Source organism: Mycobacterium colombiense (genome assembly GCF_001672755.1).
Lineage (GTDB): Bacteria > Actinomycetota > Actinomycetes > Mycobacteriales > Mycobacteriaceae > Mycobacterium > Mycobacterium colombiense_C.
The window spans coordinates 1-25,817 of record NZ_LZKI01000006.1; the positions used below are offsets into that span (position 1 = coordinate 1).

Here is a 25,817-nt window from a genome sequence, read left to right on the forward strand (position 1 = left end):
AGGTAGGCCCAATAACCCGTGCCCGCTATGGGATCGAGCAACCTGCCTTCGGCGTGGTCGGCCACGAACTGCACGGTGTCGGGATCGGGGATGGTCCAGCAGTAGCGGCGTACCAGCCATTGCCGGTTCGGCGAGCGGGCCATGTTCTCTTCGACCGTGCAGTTCGTGGCCGACCACGCCGAAGGCAGGTTGCTCGATCCCATAGCGGGCACGGGTTATTGGGCCTACCTGCTGACCCAGCTGGGCGTCGACGCCCAGATCGTCGCGAAGGATTGCGCCGAAGCGGCGGCCCTGCACCCAGACCGAACACTGTTTCTCTCCTGGCCGCCCCACGACCAGGACGTCGGAGCGCGAATACTGCTGGCCTACAACGGGAATCGTCTCATCTACGTCGGCGACGGCCGCGGCGGCGGCACGGGTGACGACCAGATGCATCAGATTCTCGAAACACGGTGGAGCGAAGTCGATTCCCGCCAACCGGTGCTGTGGTGGGGCCAACGCGACCGGGTGACGGTGTACGAACGGAGGGGTCCGTAAAGGGCTTGGGAGCCGCCGCCGAGTAGGGCATGCTGGCGGTATGCATGTGATCAACGGAGTGCGTGACCCGGCGGCGAGCTTTCCCCTCGACAACGCGGCGGACGACGCCGGCGAGCGCCGACAGGCCAATCGCGCCGTTGCCGTCAGCGCCGTCGGACTGGCGCTGACCGGCCTGGTCGAATTGGTCATCGCGCTGCTGTCCGGCTCGGTGGCGCTGCTGGGCGACGCGCTGCACAACCTGTCGGACGTCTCCACGAGCGCGCTGGTGTTCATCGGCTTCCGCGCGTCGCGCAAGCTGCCCACCGAGCGGTATCCCTACGGCTACGAACGCGCCGAAGACCTCGCCGGGATCGGGGTGGCGCTGGTGATCTGGGGCAGCGCCGTCGTCGCCGGTTTCGAAAGCGTCACCAAGCTGCTTCGTCACGGCGGAACCGGTTACGTGGGCTGGGGCATCGGCGCGGCGGTCGTCGGCGTGCTCGGCAATCAGCTGGTGGCCCGCTACAAACTGGTGGTGGGCAGGCGAATTCGGTCGGCGACCATGGTGGCCGACGCCAGGCATTCGTGGCTGGACGCGTTGTCGTCGGGCGGTGCGGTGCTCGGGCTGATCGCCGTGGCACTGGGCTGGGGCTGGGCCGACGCGGTCGCCGGGATCGTGGTCACCGGGTTCATCTGCCACGTCGGCTGGGAGGTGACCGCCGACATCGCGCACCGCCTTCTCGACGGCGTCGACCCCGACATCATCACCACCGCCGAGGCCGTCGCCGCCTCGGTTCCCGGTGTGACGCATGCGCACGCCCGGGCCAGGTGGACCGGGCGGACCCTGCGCGTCGAGGTGGAGGGATTCCTGAACGCCGGCACGTCGCTGGCGGCCTCCGACCAGATCGGTCGCGGCGTCGCCGCGGCACTGGCGCCACAGATCCCGCAGATGCAGAGCTTCACCTGGACGGCACGCGCGGCCTAGCCCTTCAGCGGCGGAACCTCTCCCGCAGCTGCGGGTCGTTCTCCCACCAAAGCCCCGACGGCGCAGGGGGTTCACTGTCCGGCCCCTCGGTCTGGGCGCTTCGCGCCTCGGCCTCGTCCAGTTCGGCGTCGACTGCGACCGCGTGGGCCTTCTCGTCGCGAGACATGGCGCGCATCAGCAGCAGCACGAACGGCCACCCGACCAGATCCCCGAGGATCCACAAGACGCCGGCACCGATCGTCTGGTCGAGCCGCGGGTCGGGGCCCCAAGTCCGTTGCAGTCCGGCGTAATACGCCGCGCCGATCAACGAGCCCTGCCAGATGACCAATCCCAGGACACCGTCGCCCAGTGCCTCGGCCACGCTGATCAGCAGCGAGATCGACTGCGGGTAGCGGTGCGGTACCGGGTCTTCCTGCAGCCGGGCATAGAAGTAGCAGAAGCCCAAGGCCACCAACAGGATTCGCGTGGGCGCACCGATCCACTCGGTCCGCAGGGCGGCGGTGTACCAGGGCGTCAGGTACAGCAGCCACGGCGTGGCGAGCATCGCCACCGACGTGGTCGCCGGATGCACGAGCACGCGCGCGAACCGCGTCGCCAACAACCGATCGATGCGGTCACGGCCCGCCGGCCCGACGGCGTCGCGGAAGACGGTGACCGGCTTGGCCTGTGCGATGAGAAACGGCACGACGTAGAGCAGCAGCAACACCTGCAGCGCGCGCACCCAGAACAGGACGTATGCGTAGGCACCGAGCGCACTGATCGTGGCCAGCAGCCACATCAGCATGGCCGCACCGAAGCAGGCGGCATTCGCGGCACGGACCGGACGTTCGGCGCCACGGGTGCGCCGGTAGCACCAGGCATATCCGGTGGCGAGCACCGCGACGACGGCCGCGGAGACGAGGTCGACATGCCAGGTCGCAGCGGCCGCGTCCCAAGTCAGCGGTCCGGGATCGACGCGCACGGCCACCAGCCTATTGCGGGCGCGATCGGCTCAGTTGCCGACGGCCCCATCAGGCTTCGGACCGCGGTCCTCGCCGGTGATGTACTTCGGGCAGTAGTGGGCGGCAGCGAGGTAGGTGAACTTGGCCGCGGCGGCGCCTTGGAAGGCGGGATTCTGGTTGCGCAGGTCGGTCACGATCTTCGCGTCGGACTGGCCGTCGTCGAGCAGATCGCACACAGACTTGCCGATGGTGATCGCGTTGCCGCCGTCCTGGTAGGTGAGGCCCGCGTCGCGGAGGTCTTTGAGGAAGTCCTGGTCGTTGTCGATGTCCGCGTGCGCAGGCGCGGCCAAGACGATCATGGTTGCGAGGCTGGTCAGCCCCAGGAGAAATCGCATAACGCAGTGATTGTCGCAAACCCGTCGGTGATCGGCATCTCGAAGCTGGACCGGGGCGTGAACTCTCGCCCGCGCGCTTGCCCCGCTGTGGCGCACCGTCTGCGGTCGCGGTGGACGGCAACGCGCCGTGGGCCCCGAAATCGCGGACCTCGACTGCGCCGGGCGGACGCATCGCGGGTGGTCCCGAACGACCACTCAGCAAATCGATCGGACGTGCGCCTGAGACGCTCTCCCGTTCAACGTCTGCCGTATCGATCACCGAGATACTAAGGGTGAGATGTTGACGACAGATTTCGTCAACTCCATGTTGGCGCGCGGAAGTGTAAAAACCAGATCAAATTCACCGCACACGGGTCGCGCGCGAGCGAGCACCTACGACGAACCTGTGGTGGTCACGCTGGTGGCGGACGAGCTCTTACTCACCACGTATGGGCAGTACGCATTGGCGGCGATCGCCGCGAATGCGTTCGCCTTGTCATCGCTCAGGTCGGAGTTCTTCGATTCCAAGGTGCTCACGACATCCGACATCCCCGTGCCGTTTACTACCGTCTTACACACCCATTTACCCGCCCCGACGGCCGCATCGGAGTCGGAATAGGTGATGCCGGCCTTATCCAGTGACGCGATAAATGCGTCGTCAGTGTCATCGGCGTGGGCGGGCACCGCCATTCCGACTGCGGCGGCGATGCTTGCCACAATGAGAAGGAGTTTCATGTACCTCAGATTGACAGAGAAGCGAAGGCCACGCATCTCGTAGAGCAAACTTTGACGCACGTCGTACGGCCAGCCCCATCATGTGCGCGGCATGGCTCACGACCTCGTCAACCTGAGGTTGACAGTGCCCGGGCGTCAACCTAGCGTTGACGCCATGCCCGAGCCTGTCCGCATCGCCTACCCGATCCGCCTCGACGAACTCATCGACGCCATCAAGTCCACCCGACCCGACGTGCTGGACCAGCTGGCCGACGCCGTCCTGGCCGCCGAGCACCTGGGCGAGATCGCCGACCATTTGATCGGCCACTTCGTGGACCAGGCCCGCCGCTCCGGCGCGTCCTGGACCGACATCGGCAAGAGCATGGGCGTCACCAAGCAGGCCGCCCAGAAACGCTTCGTCCCGCGCGCCGAGGCCGCCGCCCTCGATCTCGAACAGGGGTTCGCGCGCTTCACCCCGCGGGCGCGAGGCGCGGTGGTGGCGGCGCAGAACGCCGCGCACGAAGCGGGCAACGGCGAGATCACCCCCGATCACCTGCTGCTCGGTGTGCTCGGCGATGCGGCCGCCCTGGCGACGGTGCTGCTGCACCTGCAGAAGGTCGACACCGAGGCGCTGCGTGCCGCCGCGACCGGGGCGATCTCCGCGCTGCGCGCGGATGCCGAACCCCCACAGCTCATTCCGTTCAGCGGGCCGGCACGCAAGGCGCTCGAACTGAGCGTGCGCGAGGCACTTCGCCTCGGCCACAACTACGTCGGCACCGAGCACCAGTTGCTTGCGCTGCTGGAGTTGGAGGGCGGGGACGGCCCGCTGCACCGATGCGGCGTCGACAAAGACCGGATCGAGGCGGATCTGATCGCGGCGCTGCAAACCCTGTCCGGCGGCGGGAATCTCGCGCCGGGCACGGCCGGAGGCGGCTGACGGGTGCGGCCGACCCCTCCCTTCAGCCTCACCGCGTATGCGATCATGCGAGGGTCCCTGCAACGGCGCCGAGGAGGCACGACATGGCGAAGACGCACCGCTGGCCGATGATGGCGTCCGCCTTTTTGGTTGCCGTTGCCGGCGTCATCACCGTCGGCGTGGGCGCGGTTCCGCTGCCCCGCGCGTGGGCCGGGGATGCGCCGATCGGCCACATCGGTGACACGCTGCGGGTGGACAACGGCACGTTCATCGCCGACGTCACCGTGAGCGGCGTGGGTCCCTGCGACCCGCCACCCGGATTCGGCTACACCCGCGAAGGCACCTACAAGGGCTTTCCGGGCAGCACGGTCGAGCGCGCCGACGTGACCATCCGCGCGATCCGGGTTCCCAACCCGTACGTCATGGCGACCGTGATGGATTTCAACGGCGTGACCCCCAACGCCGACGCCTACAAGCCGCGGGCCTCCGATGCGCCCGACGCGCTGGACAACGTGCTCGTTAACGCCCCGAACGGGGCGATCGTGCGCGGCGGCGTGTATTGGGACGCCTACCGCGATCCCGTCTCCACCGTCGTCCTGCTGGACAAGAAGACGGGCTATCACCTCGCGCAGTGGAACCTCTGACCGGAACGTTGCAGATCGCGCCGGCGGATTCCGGTGACGCCCTAGACCTGGCCGCCGTTGCGGCACAGACCTTTCCGTTGGCATGTCCGCCGTCGGCGACCGCAGACAACATCGCGTCGTTCATCGACGCCAACCTCTCGGCCGCCCACTTCGCGCGGTATCTGGGCGATCCGGATCGGGCCATCGTCACCGCGCGCCAGGACGGCCGGATTATCGGTTACGCCATGCTGGTTCGCGGTGTCTCCGAGCACGCCGGCGTGCAGCAGGCCGTCGAAATCCGCCCGGCCGCCGAGCTGTCGAAGATGTATGTCCTGCCCGATCACCATGCGAGCGGGGCCGCGGCGGCGCTGATGGAACACATGCTGGCCCTCGCCGCCGACTGGGGCGTTCGCTGCGTCTGGCTGGGCGTGAACCGGGCAAATCAACGGGCCCAACGCTTTTACCTCAAGAGCGGGTTCACGATCACTGGCACCAGGACGTTTCAACTCGGCGCCGGCGTCGAGCGCGACTATGTCATGATCCGCGAGCTGGATTAGCCGCCGCGGTCAGCGCCAGCAGCCGGGAAGTGGCCCGCAGATACTTCTTTCGGTATCCCCCGGCCAGCATCTCCTCGCTGAAAATGGTGTCCAGCTTGGTGCCCGAGGCCACCACGGGAATGCCCGCGTCATAGAGCCGATCGGTCAGCGCCACCACCCGCAGCGCGACGTTCTGATCGTCGAGGCCGTGCACGCCGGTGAGGAACACCGCGCTCACCCCCTCGATCAGCGTCAGATACCGCGACGGGTGCATGGTGGCCAGGTGCGCGCACAGCGCATCGAAGTCGTCGAGCGTCGCGTTGTCGACCCGCGCGGCGCGCGCGGCCACCTCGTCGTCGGACAGCGGCTGCGGTGCGGGCGGCAGCCCGCGGTGCCGGTAGTCGGGCCCCTCGATCCGCACCGTCGTGAAAATGCTTGCCAGCGTGTTGATCTCGCGCAGAAAATCCTGCGCCGCGAACCGGCCCTCACCGAGCTGCTCGGGCAGCGTGTTGGAGGTGGCGGCCACCGAGACCCCGCGCTCGACCAGCGACGAGAGCAGCCGCGATATCAGCGTGGTGTTGCCCGGGTCGTCGAGTTCGAATTCGTCGATGCAGACCGCCGTGTAATCGGCCAGCAGGTCGATGCACTCGACGAAGCCGAACACCCCGGCCAGCTGGGTAAGCTCACCGAACGTCGCGAACGCCTTGGGCGCCGGGCCATCCGGTGACCCGCCGGGACCGTCGCCGGGCAGCTCGTAGTAGGCCGAGGCCAGCAGGTGCGTCTTGCCGACGCCGAACCCACCGTCCAGGTAGAGCCCGACGCCGGGCAGAATCTCCCGTCGGCCCAACAGTTTTCGCCGTCCGGCGCGACGCTCGACGGCCTGCCGGCAGAAGTCTTGACATGCCACCACCGCGGCGGCCTGCGTCGGCTCCGCCGGATCGGGCTGATACGTCGCGAAGCTCACGTCGGCGAAGGTCGGGGGTGGTCGCAACTGAGCGATCAGCCGCTGCGGCGACACCGTCGGGTGCCGATCCACCAAATGAGCCACGCCGCCCGAAGCGCCCGCGGAGGTGGACCCGTGCATGCAGGAACTGTAGCGGCGTGCTGCAATCAGACCCATGCCCGACTCTGGCGGCCCGGAGACTTCCGCGACGTCCGCGAACTCGGAGACGCCGCTGTCACTGCTCGGCTCGGTTCGCGGACTCGACGACGGCGACCTCCCCCGGCTCTACGAGTATCCCGAACACGACGGGACGTGGGTGCGCGCGAACTTCATCACCAGCGTCGACGGCGGGGCCACCACGGGCGGCAGCAGCGGCGCGATGGGCGGCCCGGGCGACCGGTTCATCTTCAACCTGCTGCGCGAGCTCGCCGACGTCATCGTGGTGGGCGCGGGCACGGTGCGGATCGAGGGCTACTCGGGCGCGCAGGTCGGCGCCGCCGAGCGTCAGCGGCGGCAGGCCCGCGGCCAAAGCGAGGTCCCGCAGCTGGCGATCGTGACCGGCTCGGGCCACCTCAACCGGGATATGGCGGTGTTCACCCGCACCGAGGTGCAGCCGCTGGTGCTCACCTGCACCGCGGCGGCCGAGCAGACGCGCCGCGCGCTCAGCGGCCTGTGCGAGGTACTCGACTGCTCCGGCCGCGATCCCGAGAAGGTCGACGAGGCCGCCCTGCTGGCGGCCCTCGGCGCGCGCGGCATGCGCCGCATCCTCACCGAGGGCGGGCCGACGCTGCTGGACTCGCTGATGCGGCGCGACATGCTCGACGAGCTATGCCTGACGATCGCGCCCTGCCTCGTCGGCGGCCAGGCACGACGCATCGCGACCGGCTCGGGGCAGCTGCTCACCCGGATGCGGTGTGCCCACGTCCTGACCGACGACGCCGGCTACCTTTACACCCGCTACGTCAAGGCCTAGCTACTGTGGTCGGCATGAGTCGGCCGTACACGTGCGCCACGATCCTGGTTGCGGTGACCGCGTTGCTGGCCGGCTGCGTCCCGGGCCTGGCCGCAGATCCGCGGTTCGCCACCAATTCCGGTGCGCGACCGCAGGGTGCGGCGACCTCGAAGCCGGCGCCGAGCGGCCCACCGCCGATCGCCGCGCCCAAGAACGACTTGGCGTGGCACGACTGCACCTCGAGGGTGTTCGCCGACGCGGCCGTCCCCGCCGCCGCCGGCGTTCAGCTGGACTGCGCGAACTACGACGCCGACCTGGACCCGGTCAACGGCGGGGGCGGCACCCTGAGCATCGGCGTGGTGCGCGCCCGCTCCGACAAGACACCACAGGACGCCGGGCCGCTGGTCTTCACCACCGGCTCGGATCTGCCGTCCTCGGCGCAACTGCCGGTCTGGCTGTCGCGGGCCGGCGCCGACGTGCTCGCCACCCACCCCATCGTGTCCGTCGATCGCCGCGGCATCGGGATGTCGAGCCCCATCGACTGCCGCGACAAGTTCGACCGTCAGCAGATGCGCGACCAGTCGCAATTTCAGACCGGCGACGACCCGGTGGCGAACCTCTCCGAGATCTCCAACACCGCCACCACCAACTGCGGCGACGCGGTCGGGATCGGGCCCAACGCATCCTCCTACGACGACGCGCACGCCGCCTCCGACATCGAGCGGTTGCGCGCCCTGTGGGACGTGCCCACCCTCGCGCTGGTCGGCATCGGCAACGGCGCGCAGGTGGCGCTGGCCTACGCCGGATCGCGGCCCGACAAGGTCGCCCGGCTGATCCTGGACTCACCGGTTGCGTTGGGCACCAACGCAGAAGCCGCCGCCGAGCAGCAGGTCAAGGGGCAGCAGGCCGCGCTCGACGCGTTCGCCGCGCAGTGCATCGCGGTGAACTGCGCGCTGGGCGCGGATCCGAAGGGCGCCGTCAGCGCCCTGCTGGCCGACGCCCGTGCCGGTAAGGGCCCCGGCGGCGCGTCGGTGGCGCAGGTGGCCAACGCCATCACCGTCGCGCTCGGCTACCCCGCCGGTGGCCGCGTCAACGCCACCACCAACCTGGCCAACGCGCTCGCAAGCGCCCGCTCCGGCGACACCAACGCGCTGAACAATCTGATCAACCACGCCAACGCCATCCAGGACTCCGACGGCCAGTTCGTCAACGTGTGCAGCGACGCGGTCAACCGCCCCACCCCGGACCGGGTGCGCGAGCTCGTCGTCGCCTGGGGCAAGCTCTACCCCGACTTCGGGACCGTCGCCGCGCTCAACATGGTCAAGTGCGTGCACTGGCCCACCGGGTCGCCGCCGCCCACGCCGAAGACCCTCAAGGTCGACGTGCTGCTGCTCGGCGTGCAGCACGATCCGATCGTCGGCACCGACGGCGTCGCGGCGACCGCGGCCAGCATCATCAACGCCAACGCCGCCAGCAAGCGGGTGATGTGGCAGGGCATCGGCCACGGCGCCAGCATCTTCTCGGGCTGCGCCGTTCCGCCGCTGATCGGCTACCTCAGCAGCGGCAAATTGCCCAACACCGACACCTACTGCCCGGCCTGACGCTGCTTTCCGGCGTCCGTGGGCGCCGGTGTACGGTGCGCTGGTGACGGCAGCTGAATCGACCCGAACCGGCTTGCGTGATTGGACCCTGACCACCTTTGGCCCCCGCACCGGCCCGCTGAGCACGTCGACGGTGCTGCGGATGGCGCTCTGGCCGGTAGCCATCATGTCGGTGTTGCACCGCAGCATCATCCTCACGCTCAACGGCAACATCACCGACGACTTCAAACCGGTGTATCGCGCGGTCCTCAACTTCCGGCACGGCTGGGACATCTATAACGAGCACTTCGACTACGTCGACCCGCACTACCTGTACCCGCCGGGCGGCACGCTGTTGATGGCGCCGTTCGGATACCTGCCCTTCACGCCGTCGCGCTACCTGTTCATCCTGATCAACACCGTGGCCATCCTGATCGCCTGGTATCTGCTGTTGCGGATGTTCAAATTCACGCTGTCCTCGGTGGCCGCGCCCGCCCTGCTGCTGGCCATGTTCTGTACGGAAAGCGTGACCAGCACGCTGGTGTTCACCAACATCAACGGCTGTGTGCTGCTGGCGGAGGTGCTGTTCTTCCGGTGGTTGCTGGACGGCAGGGTCGGGCGCCAGTGGTGGGCCGGCTTGGTGATCGGCCTGACGCTCACCCTCAAACCCGTACTGGGCCCACTGCTGTTGCTGCCGCTGCTGAATCGCCAGTGGCGAACGCTGGTGCCGGCCATCGCGGTCCCCGTCGTCGTCAACGTGGCCGCATGGCCTTTGGTGAGCGATCCCATGGACTTCGTCACGAAAACGGTGCCCTACTTCCTGGGCACCCGGGACTACTTCAACAGCTCCGTCGAGGGCAACGGCGTGTACTTCGGCCTGCCCACCTGGCTGATCGTGTTCATGCGAATCCTGTTCACCCTGCTGATGATCGGTGCGATGTGGCTGTTGTACCGCTACTACCGCACCCGAGACCCGCTGTTCTGGTTCACCAGCTCGTCGGGTGTGCTGCTGCTGTGGTCGTTCCTGGTGTCATCACTGGCCCAGGGCTACTACTCGATGATGCTGTTCCCGTTCTTGATGACGGTGGTGCTGCGTAACTCGCTGATCCGCAACTGGCCGGCCTGGCTCGGGATCTATGGCTTCATGGCGCTGGACGACTGGCTGATCTACAAGTACATGAGATACGGCCGCGCGTTGCATTATCTCAAGATCACCTACGGCTGGTCGCTGCTGCTGATCGTCGCCTTCACCGTGCTGCTCTTCCGCTATTTGGATGCCAAGGCCGAGAACCGGCTGGACGACGGCATCGATCCCGCGTGGCTGACGGCCGAGCGCGAGCGCGAGGCGATCGCGCCCGCGGCGGAGCCCGGCGCAGCGGCTCACGTCCGCTGAGCCTCACGCCGATCGCGGACGCTGCCGGCCCGGGCGCGGCGGATCGCCGCCATGCGCGCTAGCGTGGATGCATGACCTCCCCCGACGTGTCGCAGCCCAAGGTGCAACTGAGCGACGACGAGTGGCGCAAGAAACTCAGCCCGGAAGAGTTCCACGTACTGCGCCAGGCCGGCACCGAGCGGCCCTTCACCGGTGAATACACCGACACCAAAACCGAAGGCGTGTATCAGTGCCGGGCCTGTGGTGCCGAATTGTTCCGCAGCACAGAGAAGTTCGAGTCGCACTGCGGCTGGCCGTCATTCTTCGACCCGGCGAAGTCCGACGCGGTGATCCTGCGGCCCGACCATTCCATGGGCACGACGCGCACCGAGGTGCTGTGCGCGAACTGCCACAGCCACCTGGGCCATGTGTTCGCCGGCGAGGGCTACCCGACGCCGACTGACCAGCGGTACTGCATCAACTCGGTCTCGCTGCGGCTGGTGCCCGCGGGCGGATAGCCCGGGGGCCGTCTCCCATAGTTCGTCAACGCCGCGACACGTAAACCACGCACACGACACGCCGAAATCCGGCGCCGTGGTTTAAGTTTCGCGGTACCCGGGGCGGCTGTGAGCCCTCTCAGTCCACCCGGGTGGCGTGCACTTCCCAGAACGGGGCGTGCGCCCGCACGCCCTCGAGCCACGGCTCGATCACCCGGAAGCGCTCCAGTAACTTCTCCGCCTGGTCGGCCACGTCGGGGTTGCGCTTTGCCATCGCCTCGATGGACTCGACGCTGACGTTGACCCGATAGGTGGTCGTGCCCAGATAGGTGATCTCCCAGCCACCGCCCGGCAGCACATCGCGAAAGTCGTTCTCGGACAACGACCGCAGCATCTTGAAGCCATTGACGTTGTGCTCGCCGAACTCGAACATGTACAGCCGCGCGCCCGGCTTGGTGGCGCGGTGCAGCGCCTCGACATAGGACCGCCGCAGCTCGGGCTCGGTACTGAAGGTGTGGTAGAAGGCGCAGTCGACCACCGTGTCGAACCGGCCGTCGAACCCCTCCAGCTTCGTCGCGTCGGCCAGCTCGAAATTGACCAAGACCCCGGCCTTTTGGGCGTTCTCCCGGGCCCGCTCGATGGCGCCGGCGGACCCGTCGATGCCGGTCGCCGAATATCCCTTGGACGCGTAGTAGATGGCGTGATGGCCCGGGCCGGTGCCCGGGTCGAGCACCTCGCCCTTGATGGCGCCCAGCGCGACGAGCTGCTGGACCACCGGCTGCGGTCCGCCGATGTCCCACGGTGTGGCGGCCGGCAGGCCGTGCGATGTCCGCTGATCGCGGTACATCTCCTCGAAGCGGGTGGGATCGGTCGGGTCGAATGGCGTTGTCATTTGGCGCCGCTTCTCCTCATCGCTTCGCTCTGCATCGTCGCCGGCGCGGTCATGGCAGGGCGTTCACCAGCTGCTCGACCGCAACCCGGGGACCGGTGAAGAACGGCGTCTCCTCGCGGGTGTGCCGGCGCGCGTCGGTGGCGCGCAGTTCCCGCATCAGGTCCACGATGCGGTGCAGTTCGGGAGCCTCGAAGGCCAGCAGCCATTCGTAGTCGCCGAGCGCGAACGCCGGGACCGTGTTGGCGCGGACGTCCTTGTATTCGCGCGCGGCCATGCCGTGCTCGGCCAGCATGCGGCGGCGTTCCTCGTCGGGCAACAGATACCACTCGTAGGACCGCACAAAGGGATACACGCAGATGTAGGCGCCGGGTTCCTCGCCGGCAAGGAACGCCGGGATGTGGCTCTTGTTGAACTCGGCCGGCCGATGCAACGCCACGCTGCTCCACACCGGCGAACTGGCCCGCCCCAGCGCCGTGGTGCGCCGGAAATCGGCGTAGGTGGCCTGCAGCGCCTCGACGCGTTCGGCGTGGGTCCAGATCATGAAGTCGGCGTCGGCCCGCAGCCCCGCGACGTCGTAAAGACCGCGCACCACGACTCCGCGCTCCTCCTGCTGCTTGAAGAACGTCGACGCTTCATCGATGACGTCGTCGCGCTGGTCACCGAGCTCACCGGGCTCTACGGAGAACACCGAGAACATCAGGTAACGGATCGTGGAGTTGAGCGAGTCGTAGTCGAGCTTGGCCATGGAACCTATCGTGCCACCTGCGCATCCAAGTCACCGATGGCCCTGATCACACGCTCGGCCGCGCGACCGGCAGCGCCGACGCAGGCCGGCACGCCGATGCCGTCGAGGTAACTGCCGGCCACCGCGAGCGTCGGGGGCAGGCCCGCCCGCACCTCGGCGACCAACTCGGCATGGCCCGGCCCGTACTGCGGCATCGCGTCGGTCCAGCGCTGAATGCGGACGTCGACGGGGTCGACGGTCAGCCCGAACACGGTGGCCAGGTCGCCCAGCGCCCAGGTCAGCAGCTCGCCGTCGGAGGTGTCGGCCGCCACGCGGTCGCCGAACCGCCCGAACGACAGCCGCAGCAGCTGCGCGTCACCCCGGGCACCCCACTTGCGCGACGAGAGCGTGATGGCCTTGGCCCGCAATCGCTCACCGGTGGCCACCAGCACACCCGAACAGTCCGGGAACGCGGTATCGCCCGGCACGGCGAGCGCCATCACCACCGACGATGCGCTGGCGATGCGGCCGGCCGCGGCGACGCTGCGCGGGGCGATCTCGCTCAGCAGCCGGCAACACTGCCCCGCCGGCACGGCCAGGATCACCGCGTCGGCGGCCCAGCGCGCGCCCGTGGCGTCGAGCACCGTCCAGCCGGCGTCCGCGGGCTCGAGCCGCGACACCGCCGCGCGCACCCAGCGCGGGCGCCCGCGAGCGAGCAGCTCATCGATCAGCACCTGGTAGCCGCCCTCGAGCGACCCGAACACCGGGGCGCCGGTGGCCGGCGGCAGCGCCCGCCCCACGGCGTCGGTGAGGCTGGTGGCGCCGCGGTCCAGCGCCGCCGCCACGGCCGGGGCGGCGGCGCGCAGGCCGATGGTGGCCGACGAACCCGCATAGACCCCGCTGAGCAGCGGATCCACCGACCGGGCCACCACCTGCTCGCCGAATCGCTCGCCCACCAGGTCGGCCACCGCGGGATCGCCGCCCGGTTCCCATGCCAGCGGGCGGGTGGGCTCGGCTTCGATGCGGGCCATCGTGGCCTCGTCGACCAGTCCCGCCACCGACGCCGCCGACGACGGGATCCCGACCACGGTGCCCGCGGGCAGCGCACGCAGTTCCTGCCGGCTGTAGATCAGCGGGCGCGCGCCCGTCGAAACCCGTTGGCGTCCAGACAAATTCAGTTCGTCCAGCAGTGCGGGCATTTCGGGTCGGCGCAGCACGAACGCCTCGGCACCCAGGTCCATCGGCACCCCGCCGACCACCTCGGTGCGCAGGACGCCGCCGAGTCTGTCTCCCGGATCGAACAGCGTGATCGCGGCGTCGTCGCCGACGGCCATACGGAGCCGATAGGCCGCCGTCAGACCCGAAATACCGCCCCCCACAACACAATACGCGGGAGAAGTCATAGGGAGTGGACCAGCGACACCAGGTCGGTCAGCACGCCGGGATCCGTTTCGGGCAGCACGCCGTGGCCGAGGTTGAAGACGTGACCGGCGGCGCCGGCGTCGATCGCCCGTCGGCCGTCGTCCACGACCGCGCGCGCCGCGCGCTCCACCACCGGCCAGCCCGCCAGCGCCACCACCGGATCGAGGTTGCCCTGCAACGCCGTACCGGGCTGCACGCGGGTGGCCGCGTCGGCCAGGGAAGTGCGCCAATCCACGCCCACCACATTCGCCCCGACCGACGACATGGCGCCCAGCAGTTCGGCCGTGCCGACCCCGAAGTGGGTCATCGGGACGCCGTAGTCGGCCAGCGCGGCGAACACCCGGGCGCTGTGCGGCTGCACGTAGCTGCGGTAATTCGCCAGGGACAGCGCACCAGCCCACGAGTCGAACACCTGGATGGCGTCCACTCCGGCCTCCAGCTGCACCCGCAGGAAGCCCACGGTGATGTCGGTCAGCTTCTCCATCAGCGCGTGCCACGTGTCCGGCTCCGCCAGCATCATCGCCTTGGTGCGCGCGTGGTGTCGGCTCGGGCCGCCCTCGATCAGATAGGACGCCAACGTGAACGGGGCGCCCGCGAAGCCGATCAGCGGGACGTCGCCGAGCGCGGCCACCAGCAACGACACCGCGTCGGACACCGGCTGAACCCGTTGCCGCTCAAGGGGTTTGATTGCGGCCACGTCGGCGGCGGTGCGCACCGGCGACTCGATCACCGGCCCGACCCCGGCGACGATGTCCAGGTCGATGCCCGCACCGAGCAACGGCACCACGATGTCGGAGAACAGGATCGCCGCGTCGACGTCGTGGCGACGCACCGGCTGCAGGGTGATCTCGCAGACCAGCTCGGCGTCGAAGCAGGCCGACAGCATGTCGGTCTGGGCCCGCAGCGCCCGGTATTCGGGCAACGAGCGACCGGCCTGCCGCATGAACCACACCGGCACCCTGTTGGGTTTGCGGCCGCTCACGGCCGCCAGATACGGCGACTCGGGAAGGTCGCGGCGAGTACTCATCAGCCTCAATGCTGCCATGACCGGAGAACACCGAACTGCGCTGCGTACGATCAACGACCGCGACCGTTTGAACGTCAGGAGCTCGGAGATGCCAGTGAGTCAGCCCCCAGCGAATTACGACGCGTTTCCCAGCCTGCGCTGCGAACTCGGAGACAACGGGGTGCTGACGCTGGTTCTCGACTCCCCCGGCCTGAATTCGGTCGGGCCGCAGATGCACCGCGACCTCGCCGACATCTGGCCGGTGATCGACCGCGATCCGGCCGTGCGCGCAGTGCTGGTCCGCGGCGAAGGCAAGGCCTTTTCCTCCGGCGGCAGCTTCGACCTGATCGACGAGACGATCAACGACTACGAGGGCCGGCTCCGGATCATGCGCGAAGCCCGCGACCTGGTGCACAACATGATCAACTGCGACACCCCCGTCGTGTCGGCCATCCGGGGGCCTGCGGTGGGCGCGGGCCTGGTGGTGGCCCTGCTCGCCGACATCTCGGTGGCGGGCCGGACCGCCAAGCTGATCGACGGGCACACCAAGCTGGGCGTGGCGGCAGGCGACCACGCCGCCATCTGCTGGCCCCTGCTGGTCGGCATGGCCAAGGCCAAGTACTACCTGTTGACCTGCGAGACGCTGCTGGGCGAGGAAGCCGAGCGGATCGGGCTGGTGTCCACCTGCGTCGACGATGACGACGTGCTGTCCACCGCCACCCGCATCGCCGAGAATTTGGCGCAGGGCGCGCAGAACGCGATCCAGTGGACCAAGCGCAGCCTCAACCATTGGTATCGCATGATGGAGCCCACCTTCGAGACCTCGGTGGGCCTGGAATTCCTCAGTTTCAGCGGCCCCGACGTGCAGGAAGGCCTGGCCGCGCACCGCGAGAAGCGCCAGGCGCGTTTCACCCGCTGACCGCGGCCTGAGCTGCACATATAGCTTTGGTGGAGGCCTGGTAACGGCTTGGTCGCGGCCGGTTTGAAACGCGGCGCGCCTGTCGCGGCGTGTCGGGCTGTAGGTCTAGCGTCGATCCCTGTGACCCGTGCCGTGACGACGCAGAACGGTCGGGATGAACAGGAGCGGCGCCAAGTGACCTCATCCGAACCGGCCCCCTTCCGCGAGGCGGTGGAGGCGATGAACGCCGTCGTCGTGCGGTCGGAGATCGAGTTGGGTCCCATCCGGCCGCCGCAACGCTTGGCTCCCCACAGTTACGCCCTGGGCGCCGAGGTCAAACATCCCGACAGCGACATCATTCCCGAGCGGTCCGACGGCGACGCCTTCGGACGGTTGATCCTGCTGTACGACCCCGAGGGGGCCGACGCGTGGGACGGGACCATCCGCATGGTCGCCTACATCCAGGCTGACCTTGACCCCAGTGAGGCGGTCGACCCGCTGCTGCCCGAAGTAGCGTGGAGCTGGCTAGTCGAGGCACTGGAGTCACGTATGGAACAAGTCGTCGCCCTGGGCGGCACCGTCACCGCCACCACATCGGTGCGCTACGGAGATATCTCCGGGCCGCCGCGCGCCCACCAGCTCGAGCTGCGTGCGTCGTGGACCGCGACATCGCCCGCGGTCGGCGGGCACGTCGAGGCGTTCTGCGAGGTACTGGAGCACGCCGCGGGCCTACCCCCCGCCGGAGTCACCGACCTGAGCTCGCGGTCACGCGCCTAGCATGGGCGAACCGTCGGCCGACGGGCCGGGCGGCAGCGTGCCCGGCGACGTCGGCACCGACCCCGCGCCCACCCCGCTGCCGCACCCTACCGAGGGGGTGCCGCCCATCTCGGTAAGCGTGCACGAGATCGAGGCCGCCGCGCAGCGACTGGACCGCGGGCGCGGACCGTTCGCGGTGGACGCCGAGCGGGCGTCGGGTTTCCGCTACTCCAACCGGGCCTACCTGATCCAGATCCGCCGGGCCGGTTCCGGCACCGTGCTGATCGATCCGGTGAGCCACGGCGCCGACCCGCTCGAAGCCCTGCGGCCGGTAGCCGAGGTGCTGGGCAGCGACGAATGGATCCTGCACTCCGCCGATCAGGACCTGCCATGCCTGGCCGAGGTGGGCATGCGGCCGCCGGCGCTCTACGACACCGAACTCGCCGGACGGCTGGCCGGATTCGAACGGGTGAACCTGGCGACCATGGTCGAGCGGCTGCTGGGTTTCGGGCTGGCCAAGGGGCACGGCGCGGCCGACTGGTCCAAGCGGCCCCTGCCCGCCGAGTGGCTCAACTACGCCGCGCTGGATGTGGAACTGCTCATCGAGCTGCGCGCCGCGATAGCCGACGTGCTGGCCGAGCAGGGCAAAACCGATTGGGCCGCACAGGAATTCGACTACCTGCGCGACGCGGGTACGAAAGATCCGGCCGCCGCCGTGCGGCGGGACCGGTGGCGGCGAACGTCGGGCATCCATCGGGTGCGCGATCAGCGAGGCCTGGCCGCGGTCCGCGAACTGTGGTTGACGCGCGACCGGATCGCGCAGCGCCGCGACATCGCCCCGCGCCGCATCCTGCCCGACTCGGCCATCATCGATGCCGCCCTGGCCAACCCGACGACCGTCGAGGAGCTTGTCGCGTTGCCGGTGTTCGGTGGGCGCAATCAGCGGCGCAGCGCCGCGACATGGCTGGGGGCGCTGGACGAGGCCCGGCGGAACAAGAACCCACCCGGAGACAGCGAGCCGCCGAACGGTCCGCCGCCGCCGGCGCGGTGGAGCAGGCGCAAACCGGAGGCCGCCGCCCGGCTGGAGGCCGCGCGCTCGGCGCTGTCCGAGGTCTCCGAGCGGGTGCACGTCCCCACCGAGAACCTGGTGTCGCCGGACCTGGTGCGACGGCTGTGCTGGGACTGGGCGCCCGCGCCCGATCCGTTCGACGCCGTCGAGACGTTCCTGCGCGCCGGGCAGGCGCGGCCGTGGCAGCGGGAATTGGTGGATCCCGTTCTGGCCCGGGCGTTACAGGACCCGCCTGCGGAGTCCGAGGACTAGTTGCGCGGTGTTGGCGCTTTGAGTGTGAATCGTGGGCCTCGGGTGTGAGCGCTGGGCGGAAAAATCGCCGAAATCCCGCCCTGAGCGCACACTCAAAGCCCTGGATGCACTCGCGATCGCGGCCTTAGTCGAGGTGCTCGCGGATCTCCGCTTCGGCGACACCGCTGCCCAGCGCGGCGACCCAACCGGTGATGCGGCGGGCCACGTCCTGATCGGTCAGCGCCAGATCCGACAGCAGCTCACCGCGTGAGGCGTGCTCGTAGAACTGCTGCGGCAGCCCCACATCGCGGCACGGAACGTCGATCTCGGCGCGGCGCAGGGCGGCGGACACCGCCGAGCCCACCCCGCCGTTGACCCCGTTGTCCTCGCACGTGACCACGAGCTTGTGCTGGGCCGCCAATTCCAGAACGCTCTCCGAGACCGGCAGCACCCAGCGCGGGTCGATGACCGTGACGCCGATCCCCTGGTCCTGCAGCCGCCTGGCCACCGCCAGCGCCATCGGCGCGAACGCGCCGACGCCGATCAGCAGCACGTCGTGGTTGCAACCGGCGGCCGGGCCCGCGAGGACGTCGACGCCCGAGATGCCCGATCCGCGGCGCTCGATCGCCGGGATGTCCTCGCCCACATCACCTTTGGGGAAGCGCAGCGCCGTGGGGCCGTCGTCGACGTCGAGCGCCTCACCGAGTTCCTCGCGCAACCGGGTGGCGTCGCGGGGTGCGGCCACCCGCATGCCGGGCACGATGCCCAGCATCGACATGTCCCACATGCCGTTGTGGCTGGCGCCGTCCGAACCGGTGATGCCGGCCCGGTCGAGCACCAGGGTGACGGGCAGCTGGTGCAGCGCCACGTCCATCATGATCTGGTCGAAGGCCCGGTTGAGGAACGTCGAATAGATGGCCACCACCGGGTGCATGCCGCCCATGGCCAGGCCGGCCGCCGACGTCATCGCGTGCTGCTCGGCGATGCCGACGTCGAACAAGCGGTCCGGGAACTGCTGCCCGAACGGGGTCAGCCCGGTCGGGCCGGGCATGGCCGCGGTGATGGCCACGATGTCGCGGCGCTTCCGGGCGTAGCCGATGAGGGCGTCGGAGAACGTCGCCGTCCAGCCCGGGCCGGCGACCTTGGTCGCCTGGCCGGTGACCGGATCGATGACGCCGCAGGAATGCATCTGCTCGGCCTCGTCGTCCTCGGCCGGCGCGAAGCCCATCCCCTTGCGGGTCACCACGTGCACGATCACCGGGCGGCCGAAACCGCGGGCGTGGCGCAGCGCGGCCTCCACCGCGCGTTCGTCGTGGCCGTCGACCGGGCCGACGTACTTCAGGCCCAGATCGGTGAACATCAGCTGCGGCGACAGCGAGTCCTTGATGCCGGCCTTGACGCTGTGCATGACGCGGTACGCGATCTTGCCGACCAGCGGCAGCGCGCGCAGCGCGTCGCGGCCCTTCTCCAGCGCCTGCTCGTAGGCCGGCTGCAGCCGCAGCGAGGCGAGATGGTCGGCGACACCGCCGATCGTCGGGGCGTAGCTGCGGCCGTTGTCGTTGACCACGATGATGACCGGGCGGCCGGAGGCGGCGATGTTGTTCAGCGCCTCCCAGCACATGCCGCCGGTGAGCGCGCCGTCGCCGACCACCGCGACCACGTGCCGGTTGCGGTGCCCGCTCAGTTCGAAGGCCTTGGCCAGGCCGTCGGCGTAGGACAGCGAGGCGCTGGCGTGGCTGGATTCCACCCAGTCGTGCTCGCTCTCGGCGCGCGACGGATATCCGGACAGCCCACCCTTCTTGCGCAGGCTTTCGAAGTCGTGGGAGCGGCCCGTCAGCATCTTGTGCACGTAGGCCTGATGGCCGGTGTCGAAGATGATCGGATCGTGGGGTGAGTCGAACACCCGGTGCAGGGCGAGGGTCAGCTCGACCACGCCCAGATTCGGCCCCAGGTGTCCCCCCGTGGCAGCAACCTTGTGAATCAGAAACTCGCGAATCTCGGCGGCCAGTTCGCGAAGTTCATGTTGGGAAAGGTGCTGCAGATCGGCGGGCCCACGGATCTGTTCCAGCATCCAGTCAGTCTACGCAGCGGCGGCGAGCACACCAGGTAAGCGGCCGGCGGCCGGCCTAGGGCGGCCCGAAGAGGTCGGCCAGGGTGCCGTGAAGTTCGGGATCCGCCAGGATGACGACCTCGTCGCCGGTCTGAAGTTCGGTGTCGCCCCGCACCGGAACCAGGCCGGTGGCCCGGACCACGATGCTCACCCAGATGTCGCCGACACGATCACCGAGACCCTCGACCGTGCACCCCTGCGCCTCAGACCCGGAGGCAACGCTGAAGCGGTGGACACCCTCCGGTTCGTCCGCGAGCCGGACACCGATCTGCCACGGCTGGGTCTCGACCGTGCGCATGGGCAGACGCAACAGCCGAGCGACACCCGGCACGGAACCGCCTTGCACCAGTACCGAAAAAATGACGACGACGACGACGATGCCGTAGAGGCGTTCCGCGTCGGCGACGTGCGCGGCCCGCAGGAATTCGCCCAGCAGAATCGGCACCGCGCCCTTGAGCCCGGCAAAGAGGACGAAGATGCGTTCGTTTCGCTCGAGCCGGACGCGAAACAGGCTGGACCCCACCGCCAACGGTCGGATCACCACCGTCAAGGCCACACCGAGGACCAGCCCCGGGATCCAAACATCGGGATGGGCAAGCACATTGAGGTCGACGGTCAAACCCAGAACGACAAACGCGACGATTTCAGCCAGTCCGGCCAGGGCAGCGTGGAAACGCTTGATCTCCGGCTTGTAGGGCGCGCGGGCGTCGCCGATCACGATGCCGGCGACGAACACCGCGAGGAATCCCGAGCCGTGCGCCAGGGTGGCGATGCCGTACAACATCAGGCAGGATGCCAGCGTTCGCAGCGGGTACAGACCTTCGCTCGGCAATGCCACCCGGCGCATGAACGCGAGCAGGGCACGGCCGCCAACCACCCCGACCGCCAGGCCGATCGCCATTTGCAGAGCGAATTTAGCTCCCACGCCGGCGAATCCGGCCGCGCTGAGACCACCGGCGGCGATCAGGCTCGACATCAAGGAGATGCCGACCGGATCGTTGGCACCGGACTCGCCCTCCAGGATCGTGCCGATGCGCCCCCTGATCTCGCGTTTGCCCAACACAGAGAAGACCACGGCGGGATCGGTAGGAGCCACGGCTGTGGCCACGAGTACCGCCGGGAACCAGCCGATTCCGCAGACGTAGTGCACGATCAGTGCCGCCCCACCGGCGGTGAGCGCGGTTCCCAGCACGCCCACCGACAGGATCGGGACGGCCGCCGCGCGAAAGCGCGCCGGCCCGATATGCATGCCGCCGTCGAACAACACCAACACCAGCGCGATGGTGATGACCCGCTCCACGGTCCGCTCGGACGGTGGTTGTACCGCGGGCAGCGCGCGCACCGCCACGGCGGCTCCGACGAGCACCAGCAGGGCCACCGGGATCTTCACCCGCTCGGTGAGGCGGTTCGCCAGCACCGCGACCAAACCGACTGCGCTGGATAACAAGACGACCAGCGCGTAACGAATTGTTTCGCTCACAACGGCCGCAATCGCGTGCGGCTGAGCCCATATCGTGCATCCGACCGGCACGACCCGACGGTCGCGGCGCGATCTCTGGTGGTAGACACCCAAGCCTTTCGGTTGGTCGACAAAGACATCGCCGACCAGACTTCCCGGCACACCGCAACGGAGTTTAGCCGCTCCCGGGAAGAATCTCCCGTAGAGGCATGGCGGCGACGGGTCTAGCGTCGGCGCTCACCTCATCGTGGACTCCCGACCTCTCTTTCACTTGCGGGTCAGCAGCGCGACGCATTCGGTGTGATGCGTCAGCGGGAAGGCGTCGAAGACTTTGATCTGCTCCACGGTGTATCCGTGCCCGAGGTAGATGCCGATGTCGCGGGCGAAAGATGCCGCCTCACAACCGATGTGCACCACCCGCGGAATGCCGGCGGCGGCCAGCAGATCGATGACCTCGCGCCCGGCCCCCGCCCGCGGCGGATCCAGCACCGCGACGTCGGCGCGCCCGCGCTGCGCCACCAGCGCGCGCCGCACCGAGTCGGTGACGATGTGCACCTGCGTCAGATCGGCCAAGGCGACCCGGGCGGCCCGGGTCGACGCGCGCGACGTATCGACACTGAGCACCCGCCCGGACGGGCCCACGGCATCACCGAGCACCGCGGCGAAAACCCCTGCGCCGCCGTACAAATCCCACGCACGCATGCCGGTGCCCAGCTGCGCCCAGTCGGCGACCAGCTCGCTGTACACCCCCGCCGCGTCGCGGTGCGCCTGCCAGAAGGCGGTTACCGGCACCTGCCAGCTGCGCCCGGCCACTCGCTGCACCGCCTCGTAGCGACCCTCCACCACCTTGGTCGCGGTCTGCCTGCCCTGCCGCAGCGTGCGCACCACGTGGCGCGCGCCGTCGTCGTCGACGGCCACGTGCAGCTGGGCGGCCGGCGGCCACTCGAGGTCGGCGATCCCGTCGAGCATCCCCGCCGGCAGCTGCGCACAACGCAGGTCGGTCACCAATTCGTCGCTGTGGTACCGGTGAAAGCCCGGGCGACGGTCGGGGCCCACGTCGAGACGAACGCGGGTGCGCCACCCGGTCGGCGCGGAATCCGCCAACGGCTCGGCCTCGCCGCTCCACGCATGCCCGCCGAGGCGCTCGAGCTGGTTGGCCACCACCTCGGCCTTCAGCGTGCGGGTCACCTCGGGGTCGGCGAACGCCAGGTCGCAACAACCGGCGCCGTCCACCCCGGCGATTGGGCACAGCGACGCGATACGGCCGGCCGCCGCATCGATGACCTCGATAACCTCTGCGTGCCAATAGGATCCGCGATCCGCGGTGACCCGGACACGCACCCGCTCACCGGGCAACGCATACCGGACGAACACCACACGGCCTTCGTGGTGCGCGACGCAGCTGCCGCCGTTGGCCGGGGCGCCGGTGGTCAGGGTCAGCTCCCCCACGGCGGGTGGGGTCGCGCGCGGCGCACGGGTCGATTCGCGGGTCAATCGAAGATTCCCCGACGAGCGTCACCCGGCGCCACATGCGGCTGCAGGGTCTTGCGCCGTTCCGACGAACTCAGCTGCCACGGAACCGAAGTCACCATGACGCCCGGCATGAACAGCAGGCGGCCCTTGAGCCGAAGAGCACTCTGGTTGTGCAGCACCTGCTCCCACCAGTGGCCCACCACGTACTCCGGAATGAACACCGTCACCACGGTGCGCGGCGACTCCTCCCTGGCCCGTTTGACGTATTCCAGGACGGGACGGGTGACTTCACGATACGGCGAGGCAATGACCTTGAGCGGGACGCTGATATCGCTTTCTTCCCACTTGCGCACCAGCTCGCGGGTTTCCGCGTCGTCGACGCTGACCGTCACGGCCTCGAGAACGTCGGGCCGCGTGGCCCTGGCGTAGGCCAGCGCGCGCAACGTCGGCAAGTGCAGCTTCGACACCAGCACCACCGCGTGATTGCGGCTGGGCAGGACCACGTCGTCTTGGGCAGCGGCCTGCTCTGCCAGTTCGCGGTTCACGGTGTTGTAGTGCCGGTGAATCATTTTCATGATTCCGAACAACAGGCTCATCGCGAACAGCGCGATCCACGCCCCGGACGCGAACTTGGTCACCAGGACCACCAGCAACACCGTGCCGGTGGACAGCAATCCGACCGTGTTGACCACTCGCGAGCGCATCATCTTGCGCCGCGCCCGCGGATCGGTTTCGGTGCGCAGCAACCGGGTCCAGTGCCGCACCATGCCGATCTGGCTCAGGGTGAACGAAATGAACACGCCGACGATGTAGAGCTGAATCAGGGCGGTGACCTCGCCGCGGAACGCGATGATCGCCAGCAGCGCCGCGCCCGACAGGAACAGGATGCCGTTGGAGAACGCCAATCGGTCTCCGCGGGTGTGCAATTGGCGCGGCAGATAGCTGTGCTGCGCCAGGATCGAGCCGAGCACCGGGAACCCGTTGAAGGCGGTGTTGGCCGCCAGCACCAGAATGAGGGCGGTCACCGTGGCGATCAGCAGGAACCCGATGTGGAAGCTGCCGAACACCGTTTGCGCCAGCTGGGTGACCAGAGTCTTCTGGTAGTAGCCCTTCGGCGCCCCGCCCAGTTGCGTCGCGGGATCCTCGACGAGCTGGACCCCGATCTGCTGGGCCAGCACGATGATGCCCATCAGCAGGGTCACCGCGATGCCGCCCAGCATCAGCAGGGTGGTCGCCGCGTTGCGCGACTTGGGTTTCTGAAACGCCGGCACCCCGTTGCTGATCGCCTCGACACCCGTCAGCGCCGCACACCCCGACGAGAACGACCGCGCCACCAAGAACGCCAGCGCGAAACCGACGATCTGGCCGTGCGCCGAGTGCATCTGGAATCCGGCGGATTCGGCCCGCAGCGGATTGCCCAGCACGAAGATCCGAAACAGACCCCAGCCGATCATCACCAGCACGCCGACGATGAAGGCATAGGTCGGGATGGCGAACGCCAACCCGGACTCGCGCACCCCACGCAGGTTCAGCGCCATCACCAGCAGGATGGACACCACGCAGAAGAACACCTTGTGCTGGGCCACGATCGGGATCGCCGAGCCGATGTTCGCCATCGCCGACGCCGTCGAGACCGCAACGGTCAGAACGTAATCCACCATCAGCGCGCTGGCGACGACGAGCCCGGCGGTGTCACCGAGATTGGTGGTGACCACCTCGTAGTCGCCGCCGCCGGACGGGTAGGCGTGCACGTTCTGCCGGTAGCTGGCCACCACCACCAGCATGACCGCGGCCACCGCGAGCCCGATCCACGGTGTCAGCGCATACGCCGTCACCCCGGCCACCGAGAGCATCAGGAAGACCTCCTCGGGCGCGTAAGCAACCGAGGACAGCGCGTCGGAGGCGAACACCGGCAAGGCGATCCGCTTGGGCAGCAGCGTGTGACTCAGCCGGTCGCTGCGAAACGGCCGACCGATAAGCAACCGACGGGTGGCGGTTGAAAGTTTGGACACGAGAGCCAAGAGTAAGCCCAGACAGGTTTGGCGGTAGCGTTCGTAGGAGAATGTTCGCCGACCGAAACGGCTGGCCGACGTGGGTTGCCGGAGAAGGGCGCAGGACGCGGTCGAGAGGACCTCAAGTTGCGAGTAGTGGTGATGGGCTGCGGCCGGGTCGGTTCTTCGGTCGCTGACGGGCTCTCCCGCATCGGTCACGACGTCGCGGTCATCGACCGTGACAGCACCGCGTTCAACCGGCTCAGCCCCGAATACGCCGGCGAACGGGTGCTGGGGCAGGGATTCGACCGAGATGTGCTGCTGAGGGCCCGCATCGAGGAAGCGGACGCGTTCGCCGCGGTGTCCTCCGGCGACAACTCCAACATCATCTCGGCCCGGCTGGCCCGGGAGACGTTCGGCGTCAAGCGGGTGGTGGCCCGCATCTACGACGCCAAACGCGCCGAGGTCTACGAGCGGCTGGGCATTCCCACCATCGCGACCGTGCCCTGGACCACCGACCGCCTGCTCAACGCGCTGCTGCGCGAGACCGAGACGGCCAAGTGGCGCGATCCGACCGGCACCGTCGCCGTGTCCGAGGTCGTCCTGCACGAGGATTGGATCGGCCATCGGGTCACCGACCTCGAGCAGGCCACCGGCGCCCGGGTGGCATTCCTCATCCGTTTCGGGGCCGGCGTGTTGCCGGAGCCCAAATCGGTTATCCAGGCAGGCGACCAGGTGTACGTCGCCGCGATCTCCGGCCGCGCCGCAGAGGCGGTGGCCATCGCCGCCCTACCACCCAGTGAAGACCTGTGATGAATTCGAGCATTGAGGAGCGGCGCA

General features: G+C 68.7%; 24 protein-coding genes and 1 pseudogene. 13 read left to right on the forward strand and 12 right to left on the reverse strand.

Going from position 1 to position 25,817, the window contains the following annotated elements; translation table 11 throughout:
- Positions 1 to 141 precede the first annotated feature (141 nt).
- Entirely contained in the window at positions 142 to 537 is a 396-nt protein-coding gene (locus tag A5708_RS00800; protein ID WP_065026806.1) for a hypothetical protein, read from the forward strand.
- A gap of 40 nt (positions 538 to 577) precedes the next feature.
- Complete coding sequence (locus A5708_RS00805) at positions 578 to 1,498, forward strand: cation diffusion facilitator family transporter (RefSeq protein WP_065026807.1); 921 nt, start codon at positions 578 to 580, stop codon at positions 1,496 to 1,498.
- 4 nt (positions 1,499 to 1,502) lie between these two features.
- Here A5708_RS00805 and A5708_RS00810 read toward each other — a convergent pair whose 3' ends face one another.
- The 3 genes from A5708_RS00810 to A5708_RS00820 form a co-directional block, all read right to left on the reverse strand.
- Positions 1,503 to 2,459 (reverse strand): cytochrome c oxidase assembly protein, encoded by a 957-nt coding sequence (locus tag A5708_RS00810; protein WP_065026919.1) that lies wholly within the window; start codon positions 2,457 to 2,459, stop codon positions 1,503 to 1,505.
- Positions 2,460 to 2,489: 30 nt separating this feature from the next.
- Complete coding sequence (locus A5708_RS00815) at positions 2,490 to 2,834, reverse strand: DUF732 domain-containing protein (RefSeq protein ID WP_065026808.1); 345 nt, start codon at positions 2,832 to 2,834, stop codon at positions 2,490 to 2,492.
- A gap of 372 nt (positions 2,835 to 3,206) precedes the next feature.
- A complete protein-coding gene (locus A5708_RS00820; protein WP_065026809.1) occupies positions 3,207 to 3,548 on the reverse strand; it encodes a DUF732 domain-containing protein in 342 nt (113 codons plus the stop codon).
- A 154-nt stretch (positions 3,549 to 3,702) separates the two neighbouring features.
- Between A5708_RS00820 and A5708_RS00825 the strand changes: the two genes are divergently transcribed.
- The 3 genes from A5708_RS00825 to A5708_RS00835 all read left to right on the forward strand — a co-directional run bounded on the left by A5708_RS00825 (position 3,703) and on the right by A5708_RS00835 (position 5,623).
- Positions 3,703 to 4,464: a Clp protease N-terminal domain-containing protein gene (locus A5708_RS00825; RefSeq protein ID WP_065026810.1), complete on the forward strand. Its 762-nt coding sequence runs from the start codon at positions 3,703 to 3,705 to the stop codon at positions 4,462 to 4,464.
- 107 nt (positions 4,465 to 4,571) lie between these two features.
- Positions 4,572 to 5,087: a DUF1942 domain-containing protein gene (locus A5708_RS00830; protein ID WP_155765833.1), complete on the forward strand. Its 516-nt coding sequence runs from the start codon at positions 4,572 to 4,574 to the stop codon at positions 5,085 to 5,087.
- Positions 5,075 to 5,623, forward strand: coding sequence for a GNAT family N-acetyltransferase (locus A5708_RS00835; protein ID WP_065026812.1), 549 nt, complete (start codon positions 5,075 to 5,077; stop codon positions 5,621 to 5,623). The genes A5708_RS00830 and A5708_RS00835 overlap by 13 nt, the downstream gene beginning before the upstream one ends.
- Here the strand turns inward: A5708_RS00835 and zapE are convergent.
- On the reverse strand, positions 5,601 to 6,722 hold the full coding sequence (zapE, locus tag A5708_RS00840) for a cell division protein ZapE (RefSeq protein ID WP_155765830.1): 1,122 nt from the start codon (positions 6,720 to 6,722) through the stop codon (positions 5,601 to 5,603). The genes A5708_RS00835 and zapE overlap by 23 nt on opposite strands.
- Between zapE and A5708_RS00845 the strand changes: the two genes are divergently transcribed.
- The 4 genes from A5708_RS00845 to msrB all read left to right on the forward strand — a co-directional run bounded on the left by A5708_RS00845 (position 6,721) and on the right by msrB (position 10,967).
- Positions 6,721 to 7,518: a pyrimidine reductase family protein gene (locus tag A5708_RS00845; RefSeq protein ID WP_065026814.1), complete on the forward strand. Its 798-nt coding sequence runs from the start codon at positions 6,721 to 6,723 to the stop codon at positions 7,516 to 7,518. The two genes, zapE and A5708_RS00845, sit on opposite strands and share 2 nt — an antisense overlap.
- 14 nt (positions 7,519 to 7,532) lie before the next feature.
- On the forward strand, positions 7,533 to 9,098 hold the full coding sequence (locus tag A5708_RS00850) for an alpha/beta fold hydrolase (protein WP_065026815.1): 1,566 nt from the start codon (positions 7,533 to 7,535) through the stop codon (positions 9,096 to 9,098).
- Between the two features lie 28 nt (positions 9,099 to 9,126).
- Positions 9,127 to 10,470: an arabinofuranan 3-O-arabinosyltransferase gene (aftC, locus tag A5708_RS00855; RefSeq protein ID WP_065026816.1), complete on the forward strand. Its 1,344-nt coding sequence runs from the start codon at positions 9,127 to 9,129 to the stop codon at positions 10,468 to 10,470.
- Positions 10,471 to 10,541: 71 nt separating this feature from the next.
- Entirely contained in the window at positions 10,542 to 10,967 is a 426-nt protein-coding gene (msrB, locus tag A5708_RS00860) for a peptide-methionine (R)-S-oxide reductase MsrB (RefSeq protein ID WP_065026817.1), read from the forward strand.
- Positions 10,968 to 11,085: 118 nt separating this feature from the next.
- On the opposite strand, the gene A5708_RS00865 is transcribed toward msrB, so the two are convergent.
- The 4 genes from A5708_RS00865 to hemE are packed head-to-tail and all read right to left on the reverse strand — an operon-like array spanning position 11,086 to position 15,011.
- The gene (locus A5708_RS00865; RefSeq protein ID WP_065026818.1) at positions 11,086 to 11,838 is read right to left on the reverse strand and encodes a class I SAM-dependent methyltransferase; all 753 of its coding nucleotides are present in this window, start codon (positions 11,836 to 11,838) and stop codon (positions 11,086 to 11,088) included.
- Positions 11,839 to 11,887: 49 nt separating this feature from the next.
- Entirely contained in the window at positions 11,888 to 12,583 is a 696-nt protein-coding gene (gene hemQ, locus A5708_RS00870) for a hydrogen peroxide-dependent heme synthase (protein ID WP_007774838.1), read from the reverse strand.
- Between the two features lie 5 nt (positions 12,584 to 12,588).
- The gene (locus tag A5708_RS00875) at positions 12,589 to 13,965 is read right to left on the reverse strand and encodes a protoporphyrinogen oxidase (RefSeq protein WP_065026819.1); all 1,377 of its coding nucleotides are present in this window, start codon (positions 13,963 to 13,965) and stop codon (positions 12,589 to 12,591) included.
- Positions 13,962 to 15,011 carry a uroporphyrinogen decarboxylase gene (hemE, locus tag A5708_RS00880; RefSeq protein ID WP_065026820.1) on the reverse strand — a complete coding sequence of 350 codons (1,050 nt, stop codon included), beginning with the start codon at positions 15,009 to 15,011 and terminating at the stop codon, positions 13,962 to 13,964. Before hemE ends, A5708_RS00875 begins: the two co-directional genes overlap by 4 nt.
- A gap of 88 nt (positions 15,012 to 15,099) precedes the next feature.
- Here hemE and A5708_RS00885 point away from each other — a divergent pair, with 88 nt between their 5' ends.
- The 3 genes and pseudogenes from A5708_RS00885 to A5708_RS00895 all read left to right on the forward strand — a co-directional run bounded on the left by A5708_RS00885 (position 15,100) and on the right by A5708_RS00895 (position 17,965).
- Entirely contained in the window at positions 15,100 to 15,909 is an 810-nt protein-coding gene (locus A5708_RS00885; protein WP_065026920.1) for an enoyl-CoA hydratase/isomerase family protein, read from the forward strand.
- 89 nt (positions 15,910 to 15,998) lie between these two features.
- Positions 15,999 to 16,665 (forward strand): annotated as a pseudogene (locus tag A5708_RS00890) (DUF3000 domain-containing protein).
- Between the two features lies 1 nt (position 16,666).
- Positions 16,667 to 17,965, forward strand: a complete 1,299-nt coding sequence (locus tag A5708_RS00895; protein ID WP_065026821.1) for an HRDC domain-containing protein — start codon at positions 16,667 to 16,669, stop codon at positions 17,963 to 17,965.
- Positions 17,966 to 18,089: 124 nt separating this feature from the next.
- On the opposite strand, the gene dxs is transcribed toward A5708_RS00895, so the two are convergent.
- The 4 genes from dxs to A5708_RS00915 form a co-directional block, all read right to left on the reverse strand.
- A complete protein-coding gene (dxs, locus tag A5708_RS00900) occupies positions 18,090 to 20,015 on the reverse strand; it encodes a 1-deoxy-D-xylulose-5-phosphate synthase (RefSeq protein WP_065026822.1) in 1,926 nt (641 codons plus the stop codon).
- 55 nt (positions 20,016 to 20,070) lie between these two features.
- Positions 20,071 to 21,534 (reverse strand): cation:proton antiporter, encoded by a 1,464-nt coding sequence (locus tag A5708_RS00905; RefSeq protein ID WP_065026922.1) that lies wholly within the window; start codon positions 21,532 to 21,534, stop codon positions 20,071 to 20,073.
- 246 nt (positions 21,535 to 21,780) lie between these two features.
- The gene (locus tag A5708_RS00910; protein WP_419538287.1) at positions 21,781 to 23,007 is read right to left on the reverse strand and encodes a class I SAM-dependent RNA methyltransferase; all 1,227 of its coding nucleotides are present in this window, start codon (positions 23,005 to 23,007) and stop codon (positions 21,781 to 21,783) included.
- A complete protein-coding gene (locus A5708_RS00915) occupies positions 23,004 to 24,998 on the reverse strand; it encodes an APC family permease (protein ID WP_065026824.1) in 1,995 nt (664 codons plus the stop codon). The genes A5708_RS00910 and A5708_RS00915 overlap by 4 nt, the downstream gene beginning before the upstream one ends.
- Positions 24,999 to 25,124: 126 nt before the next feature.
- Here A5708_RS00915 and A5708_RS00920 point away from each other — a divergent pair, with 126 nt between their 5' ends.
- A complete protein-coding gene (locus A5708_RS00920) occupies positions 25,125 to 25,790 on the forward strand; it encodes a potassium channel family protein (RefSeq protein ID WP_120312186.1) in 666 nt (221 codons plus the stop codon).
- Positions 25,791 to 25,817: the final 27 nt, after the last annotated feature.